General features: G+C 55.4%; 9 protein-coding genes and 1 pseudogene. 6 read left to right on the forward strand and 4 right to left on the reverse strand.

The genetic code is table 11. The features are described from left to right. A pseudogene (locus EN991_RS18495) lies at positions 1-132 on the forward strand (IS481 family transposase); the annotation flags it as partial. Here the strand turns inward: EN991_RS18495 and EN991_RS39910 are convergent. The 4 genes from EN991_RS39910 to EN991_RS41780 are packed head-to-tail and all read right to left on the reverse strand — an operon-like array spanning position 70 to position 1,075. Further along, entirely contained in the window at positions 70-321 is a 252-nt protein-coding gene (locus tag EN991_RS39910; RefSeq protein WP_127248734.1) for a hypothetical protein, read from the reverse strand. The pseudogene EN991_RS18495 and the gene EN991_RS39910 overlap by 63 nt on opposite strands. A 14-nt stretch (positions 322-335) precedes the next feature. Then, entirely contained in the window at positions 336-620 is a 285-nt protein-coding gene (locus EN991_RS18500; RefSeq protein ID WP_063169433.1) for a DUF6804 family protein, read from the reverse strand. Positions 621-672: 52 nt separating this feature from the next. Then, positions 673-912, reverse strand: a complete 240-nt coding sequence (locus tag EN991_RS18505) for a hypothetical protein (RefSeq protein WP_082826591.1) — start codon at positions 910-912, stop codon at positions 673-675. Positions 913-940: 28 nt separating this feature from the next. Further along, a complete protein-coding gene (locus EN991_RS41780; RefSeq protein WP_199489651.1) occupies positions 941-1,075 on the reverse strand; it encodes a YHYH domain-containing protein in 135 nt (44 codons plus the stop codon). Between the two features lie 129 nt (positions 1,076-1,204). On the opposite strand from EN991_RS41780, the gene EN991_RS18515 reads away from it, so the two are divergent. The 5 genes from EN991_RS18515 (at position 1,205) to EN991_RS18535 (ending at position 6,455) form a co-directional block, all read left to right on the forward strand. After that, on the forward strand, positions 1,205-1,645 hold the full coding sequence (locus tag EN991_RS18515) for a hypothetical protein (RefSeq protein WP_126066778.1): 441 nt from the start codon (positions 1,205-1,207) through the stop codon (positions 1,643-1,645). A gap of 227 nt (positions 1,646-1,872) precedes the next feature. Beyond that, a complete protein-coding gene (locus tag EN991_RS18520; protein ID WP_210326684.1) occupies positions 1,873-3,282 on the forward strand; it encodes a hypothetical protein in 1,410 nt (469 codons plus the stop codon). Next, positions 3,275-4,093: a hypothetical protein gene (locus tag EN991_RS18525; RefSeq protein WP_063169429.1), complete on the forward strand. Its 819-nt coding sequence runs from the start codon at positions 3,275-3,277 to the stop codon at positions 4,091-4,093. Before EN991_RS18520 ends, EN991_RS18525 begins: the two co-directional genes overlap by 8 nt. Continuing rightward, positions 4,093-5,409, forward strand: coding sequence for a hypothetical protein (locus EN991_RS18530; protein ID WP_063169428.1), 1,317 nt, complete (start codon positions 4,093-4,095; stop codon positions 5,407-5,409). The genes EN991_RS18525 and EN991_RS18530 overlap by 1 nt, the downstream gene beginning before the upstream one ends. Beyond that, positions 5,397-6,455 carry a hypothetical protein gene (locus tag EN991_RS18535; protein ID WP_224571173.1) on the forward strand — a complete coding sequence of 353 codons (1,059 nt, stop codon included), beginning with the start codon at positions 5,397-5,399 and terminating at the stop codon, positions 6,453-6,455. Before EN991_RS18530 ends, EN991_RS18535 begins: the two co-directional genes overlap by 13 nt. Positions 6,456-6,542 lie beyond the last annotated feature (87 nt).

The raw sequence follows: 6,542 nt of genomic DNA on the forward strand, positions 1-6,542 counted from the left end.
CATCGTGCCGCCGAACTGCCTGTCTGGCTGCACAGATACAATTGGCATCGTCCACATGGCAGCCTAAAGTCAAAAACGCCTATCAGTCGCCTCGCCCTGATCGAGGACAACCTGTTGAAGCTCCACATCTAGGGCATGCGAAAATAGAAAATAACGGGCAAAAAGATGCGCCTTTTCCGACTCCGAGCCTAGATGGTTGAAAGCCTCGAAGTACTCCTTCGTCCGCTCGAGGAGATCTCCCGCATAAAGCGCCAACGGCTGTGACACGGTGACCCTCGGGCGCGCCTTGACCTTCGGCGTCTCAGGTCCACTCTTGGCCATCTCAGATTATCGGCTTAATTCCGGTGCCGGTATGCGACAAAGCCGAACAGAGTAGCCGCTGCGACGTTGAAGATTGCCCACAGCTCGCGCGGCAAATGAACCGGCATGAACGGGTTGAAGATCGCTGCCGCTCCAAACAGCGCCCAAGCCAGGGTGCGATTTTCAGGGCCTGATCGCCACACCATGGCTCCGCAGTAGATCCCGGCGAAAAAGACCACCACGCGGAGGAATTGGTAATAGCCGTACGGCCATGGCGCTACCGCCAGCAGCGAGGCAATAGCTACACAGATGCAGACCAACCGGACCGTTCCGGCCGGCGTCGAAAAGCATTATTTTCAGCAAACTTGATCCTCAAACGCCCAGCACGGTTGTTAGTGGAGTTTCGGCGCCCGCCATATATTTGAAAAGCCAGATTGCCCAAGTGATCGGCCAAATGAACGCCAACATCGCATCCAGGCTCAAGTTAATCAGGATTTTTACGACCACTGATGCATGGCCCTGCCATGTGTCGACGACATTCATCACGTAGGTGATCGGCCCGCCCAGCATGAAGAGGAGGCCCAGCGGAGCTGACATGATGTTCTTCAGCATGTTTGTGTCCCTCAGAAAGGCGTGACCTTCAGTGACAGTGATACGCGCCGGTCTTATGGTTGGTATGGCAACCGTTGGCATCAGTGCCGCCACTGTGTGCAAACGCGCCGGTCGCGCAAGCGATTATTGCAGCGGCCATAGCCGCGAGAAATGTTGTTTTCATTTTATTGCCCTCCCAAAGTATTTCAGACAGAGCACTATTGCCGGTCGGGCACAAGCTGCTCGTGGCACTGTGAACACAAATAGGATAGATGCTCCTCTGTGCAGGCCAAGATCGGGCGAGGAGAATACTTTGGATGGATTGCGATTGATGCACGTCCCGTTGGCGATCCTGCTGACATGGCCAAGGGTGGCGACGGCAAATGAATGCCTCTCGAAGTACACCAAGACCGACGTCTGCGCCTACGCAAAAAAAATGCAAACCGAAATGGCTCCAGCATTGCCCATGCTGATCAGTTCGAACATCTCCGTTCGGAGCATCATCGCAATCGGGCCAAGGATCGTTTTCAACGCCACCTGGGCTCAGACCGATGCGGAAGTAGACGCCAAATTGTTGGCTGCTGGCGTCTCGCGGCCGGTCTATGTCCAGAAGATCGATGAAATGACCAAAAACTATGTCTGTCGTGCGGAGGAACTATCTGCCTTCGTTCGCCTGGGCGGTGAGATCCAGTACACGTATACGACTGTGGATAATTTCCCAGTCGCGAACCCGCTCGTAGCACTCTGTCCTTAGAGCATCGCAGCACGGCTCATGACATGACTAGTCGCGGCCGATCAACCAGTTGATCAGCAGCCATGATCATTTGTTGGAACTCAATTGAGCCTGATCCGCACTAGCAAGTGGATAGAAGTGAATGTGCGGTTGCCCTTTAGCTCTACTATGCATAGAAACCACTCTGCCGGGGGGCGTAAAGTTGGGGTTGTGAGTGCGTGGGCTCTAAATTCGAAAAACTAAATAAGTTGCGTGACTCACTGCGAGAATCCAACCACGATTTTCGGGCGAGCACTCAGCTATTCAACAGCCTGGACCCTGCCAAGATCGACGGCGACCTGGATGTCATTAACCGCGGAAAGCAGCGCGGCGAGGTGAACCAACCCCCGAAAACGGCAAAGAATCTCGACGATGTCGAACATGCCATCGTGGAACGCGTTGAGGATGAGAAGAAGGCTGCGCATCACACTCTTGAGGACAACCTGCAACTCCTTGGAGGTCGTCTTGCCGGCCTCGATTTCGAGGAACAATTCGGTCTAATCCGTCAGACGAATGCCGCTAGCGTTTCGGACTTCAAAGCCTCGGTCGCCGTGGGCCTCGATGAACTTCACGGCCTGAGAAGGGCCCTGAACGACGCCGAAAAAGAGCATGCATGGTTTAAGGAGAAGCACGGTCTCGTTCGTGCCGCGCGTGTGCAGCACGGTGCCGCTCACATTTTCCGGCTATCGCTTCTGCTATTTCTGTTTCTGGTCGAGACAGCGATGAACGGCAACTTCCTGGCCAAGGGCAATGAGCAGGGATTTTTTGGTGGCATCCTTGAGGCTGCGGCATTCTCTTTCATCAACATCGGGGCGGCTTTGCTCCTGGCGGTTTTCTGCGCTCGTCTCGTCACCCATCGGTCGTTTTTCGTAAAATTCGTTGGGATCATTTCAATCCTTTTCTATATCGGCTTGGCGATTTCGATAAACTTGGCGCTAGCGCACTACCGTGAGGTCAGCGGCTCGCTCGCTGACGGCGCCGGCGCTGAGGTCATCCGTAATATGCTCGCCAATCCAGCGGGTCTCACGGACATCAAGTCCTGGTTGCTGTTTGCGATCGGCCTGATGTTTTCGCTTTTCGCTTTTATCGACGGCTGGTTCGTGCTCGACCCTTACCCAGGCTACACTGGCGTTGAAAATCGGCTCGTTCGACGGCGCGATGACTACATCGATCGAAAGAAGGAACTGATCGAAGAGCTGCAGGATGTCCGCGACGACCACAACGAAAAAGTGGAGGAAATCGTCAAGCAGCTTGGTAGTCGCCGGCGCGAGCACCGCGCGATTGTCGATCATCGATCGAGGCTTCTGGCTCTTTTTGCGCAGCATCAAGACCAATTGGAGCGAGCCTGCAATCAGCTTTTGTCGATGTATCGGGAAGCCAACATCCAGGCGAGGACCGAGCCGGCGCCCAAGCATTTCGGAACGCCCTACAAACTTGATCGCATCAAGCCATACGTCACCGGCGAGCGGGAGTGGAATGAGGGAGATGTTGGCGCATCAATTCGCCAGGCGCAGGAGGAACTCAACGAGCAGGTTCGTCTGATTGGTCAGGAATGCGAACGGGGAATTGAGCAGTACCGAGATCTTGATAAGCTTCACCCGGACAGCGTGAATGTCTAGGCGAACCCGCAGACGCAAGAAAGGCAATGCGGGTACCATTGCCGCGGCCATTGCCCTTGGTGTGCTATCCGTTGCGATGTTGGCCGGCTTCGGCTGGATGTGGACCAGGTCTGGCAATGGCCATATCGACGCCAACACGAATTGCCCATTGGACGGACCCTCCAGCCTGACCGCCGTCCTCATCGACGCCACTGATCCAATTTCGGCAACGACGATGGCTGATCTCAAGAACGAGTTCCGAAAGACCATTGGGCAGGTCGAGCCGGGTGGGTATGTGAGGATTTATACCCTGAGCTCGGCGCCTGGTGAGCTGACGGTGATGTTCGATGGATGCAATCCCGGTGATGGGTCGACCGTCGATAGTTGGACCAACAATCCTGCGCGGCGTCAAAAGAAGTGGGAAAACGCCTTCGGCGATCCTTTGAACAAACTTCCCGATGAAATCCCGAATGCGGCTTCCGCGAGCCAATCTCCGATCATGGCTGGAATTCAGAAAATCAAGCTGTCGCTCTTCGATAGCAGCTTGGCCAAACAGGGCAGTCCCAAGCGATTGGTGGTCGCCTCTGACATGATCGAGCATACGACGATTTACTCGCAGTACCGATCGGGACTGGATTACCAAAAATACCTCAACAGCGCCGCCGACCGCACATATGGGACGTCGCTGGATGGGGTGGGCATCACAATTCTTTATATCGATCGGGCAAAGAAGCCATTTCAGACCCTGGATCACGCGGAGTTCTGGACACATTGGGTCCAGAACCATCACGGCGAGTTCGAAAAGCTGGTTGGCTTGGATGGGTTAAACTGATGGCGAGAGCGCACGACAAACCTTTGCTGGATCATCCACGTCTGCCGGTCGTGGTTTTCGCGGCATTGACACTCGGCGGGTGTGTATTCATCGCCATTGCAAAACTCTCAGGCGTAAATCCGATCGTCGCGGCGGTAGCACCGGCCTGCCTGATGTTTTTCTATCTCGGGGTTTCGATCTTTGCTGGAAAGCTACAACTGCACGACGAGCAGACCGGCGATAACCTCTACTATATGGGCTTCCTGTTCACCCTGACGAGCCTTGGGGTCTCGCTGTTTCAGTTTGGAACGGAAGGCTCAACCGACACGATCGTCCAAAATTTTGGCATCGCGATCACGTCGACGATCACCGGTATTGCTCTGAGGGTTTTCTACAATCAGATGCGGCGCGATCCCGCGGACATTGAGCGAACGGCGAGGCACGAACTTGCCGACATGACACGGCGTGTAAGAGCCGAGATGGAAAGCGTAACCAGGGAGTTCGCCGACTTTCGTCGTGTCAGCCATCAAATGCTCGAAGAGGGCTTTGCAGAGATTGCCGAGCAAGCGGCACGCAATGGGGAGCACATTCGATCTGCCCTGGACAATATTGCCATGGAATCGATCAAGCCTGTCCAAGAGGCGTCTGCCAAGCTCAGTGACGCGTTGCAGCACAATTTCGGGCAAGTCGAAACCCAGTTTGCTTCGATAGCGAACCGCGTTGGAGCTGCAGCGGATTTGCTGGATAAAGCCAACAGCTCGATGTCCAACTCTGTTGGAAAGCTCGGTAATCAAGCCGACAATATGGCTGCCAAGCTGGAAAAGGTGGTTGTTCCTGATGAGGTGCTGAAGAACGATCTGGCGCCGATGGTCAAGCTCCTGGGTAATGCTGTCGCACAATATGCGATAAAAACCGAAACAGCCTCGCAAGAGCAGCAAACGCGGATGACCGGTCTTGCCGACGCAGTGATCAAGGTGGCGACTGGAGTGGAGAGAGCGGCAGCGGCCGCAGAAAAGACCGCAGAAACTGTCCAAGCGCAGCAGCGTTTGACTGAGGAGTTCATGGCTGTGATGCAGAAACACAGCAATGAAACACGCGGCCTCGTCGCAACCCTTACACAACATAGCCTCCCGGCCGTGCGCACTCCCCAGCCTCTGAGCAATGCGATAGCGAACGATGTCGAGCGAGTGGCGGCACCTTCCACTGTTGCCTCCCCTGTGGAGACGCCAATCAAGGTTTCGGATGACACGGAGGGCGACACCTTCCGATCGTTAAGCAGTCCGGCGGAGGTGGAGAAGGGTGAACCGCCAAAGAGAGCAAGTTGGTGGGGCAGGTGAGTGAGGTTAGCGGAACAGCCATTACGTTTGAGCGCAAGGGCTATGGCCGCGGCCTGATACTCGGCCTGACGATGGCTGAGACGATGCTGCTTCTCGTTTTCTGCCTTTTGCTTGCTGCAGGCGCGCTCATCGCCAAGACAAAGAAAGAGGCTGCGGCAGCGCAGAAGATTGCGCAGTCCCTCAATGAGAACGCTCGCAAGCTTGACGAGGAAAACAAGCGGTTGCTGGCTCAGCTGAATGCCATGGTCAAGCCTGCAAGTCGACGCAATGTACCAGATCAAGAATGGCGTGAATTGGTCCGGGCCAAAGAGGCCGCAGAGGCAATCAAAAAAGTGGGACTGACCCTTGAGGAAGCGGTGAAAAGCGCGCCGGCCGCCAAAGTCCTCTCTGACAACGACGTCGACGTTGATCAGGCCAAAGCCATGATCGAGAAGATGAAGGTTCTGCGCGAGCTCGGCTACGTTGGCACGGGCAAGACGTCCAAGGATCTTGCTGACGCACTGAAGAAGGCAAGGAACGAGGCCTCTGCTGACAAGCCACACGATTGGCCACCGATCATCAGTCTTAGCGAGCTCGATGGCTATAATTTCGATACTGGAAGTGCGGAGCTTTCCGGTGGCTTCAAAACGAAGTTGCGGCAGATGTCGAAGACCATTGCTGGAATTGCAACTTCCTATGGTGTGGACGTCATTGAGGTGATTGGCCACACGGACGAGCAGGCGATGTCCGGTGACTCATCGAATATGGACAGAGGCCTTCAGCCCGTACTGGCGCGCAAGATGGACATTGGCACACTCCATCCTGCCGACAATGCCGGGCTTGGATTAGCGCGAGCGATCTCCGTCACAGGCATCCTGCGCGATATGCCGGAACTGAAAGGCTTCACCATCCTGCCAATGTCCGGCGGCCAGTTGATATTGCCTGGCGACCGGCTCACCGACGGCGCACAGGCCGGCGACGTCAAGGCGAGGAGGCGAATTGAGATCAGGGTCAGGCAACGTTCGCGAGAGACAGATATTGGACTGGTTCCGGTACCAAAGTTGTGAGGCGAACTGCCCTTGGGTTTCGCTCACAGGGCTTGGGGGGGATTGCGGGGATGGGGTTTTACGTTCGAAAATCGATTAGTGCGGGAC

This window comes from Mesorhizobium sp. M7A.F.Ca.US.005.03.2.1 (genome assembly GCF_003997795.1).
Lineage (GTDB): Bacteria > Pseudomonadota > Alphaproteobacteria > Rhizobiales > Rhizobiaceae > Mesorhizobium > Mesorhizobium ciceri.